This window comes from Pseudoalteromonas sp. 19-MNA-CIBAN-0066 (genome assembly GCF_040308705.1).
GTDB classification, from domain to species: Bacteria; Pseudomonadota; Gammaproteobacteria; order Enterobacterales; family Alteromonadaceae; genus Pseudoalteromonas; species Pseudoalteromonas nigrifaciens.
The window spans coordinates 1-248 of record NZ_JBEONZ010000346.1; the positions used below are offsets into that span (position 1 = coordinate 1).

General features: G+C 46.0%; 1 protein-coding gene. It reads right to left on the bottom strand.

The annotated features are described in order from the left end of the window. Positions 1 to 248: FtsW/RodA/SpoVE family cell cycle protein (locus tag AAEZ18_RS19375; RefSeq protein WP_352256071.1), on the bottom strand; the 248-nt coding region annotated here is incomplete at both ends.

Below are 248 nucleotides of genomic sequence, written 5' to 3' on the forward strand. Positions count from 1 at the left end.
CCCCTAAATTGAGCCAACGCTGCGCGCCTTTTGAGCTTACTCCAAATAAAAGTACACCGACTAGCATTAATAACCCAACACAATAAAGTGGGATCACTAACCGCTTTAACGTGGCAGGCGAAAACTGGGCTAAAACAATCATAGCAACAATCGCACCGCCCATGCGGGTCATATGCCTAATCATCATAGAAGACTCTTGCCCGCTTGCGCTGTAAACAACCATTATGCTGCCAGCCATCATTATAAGT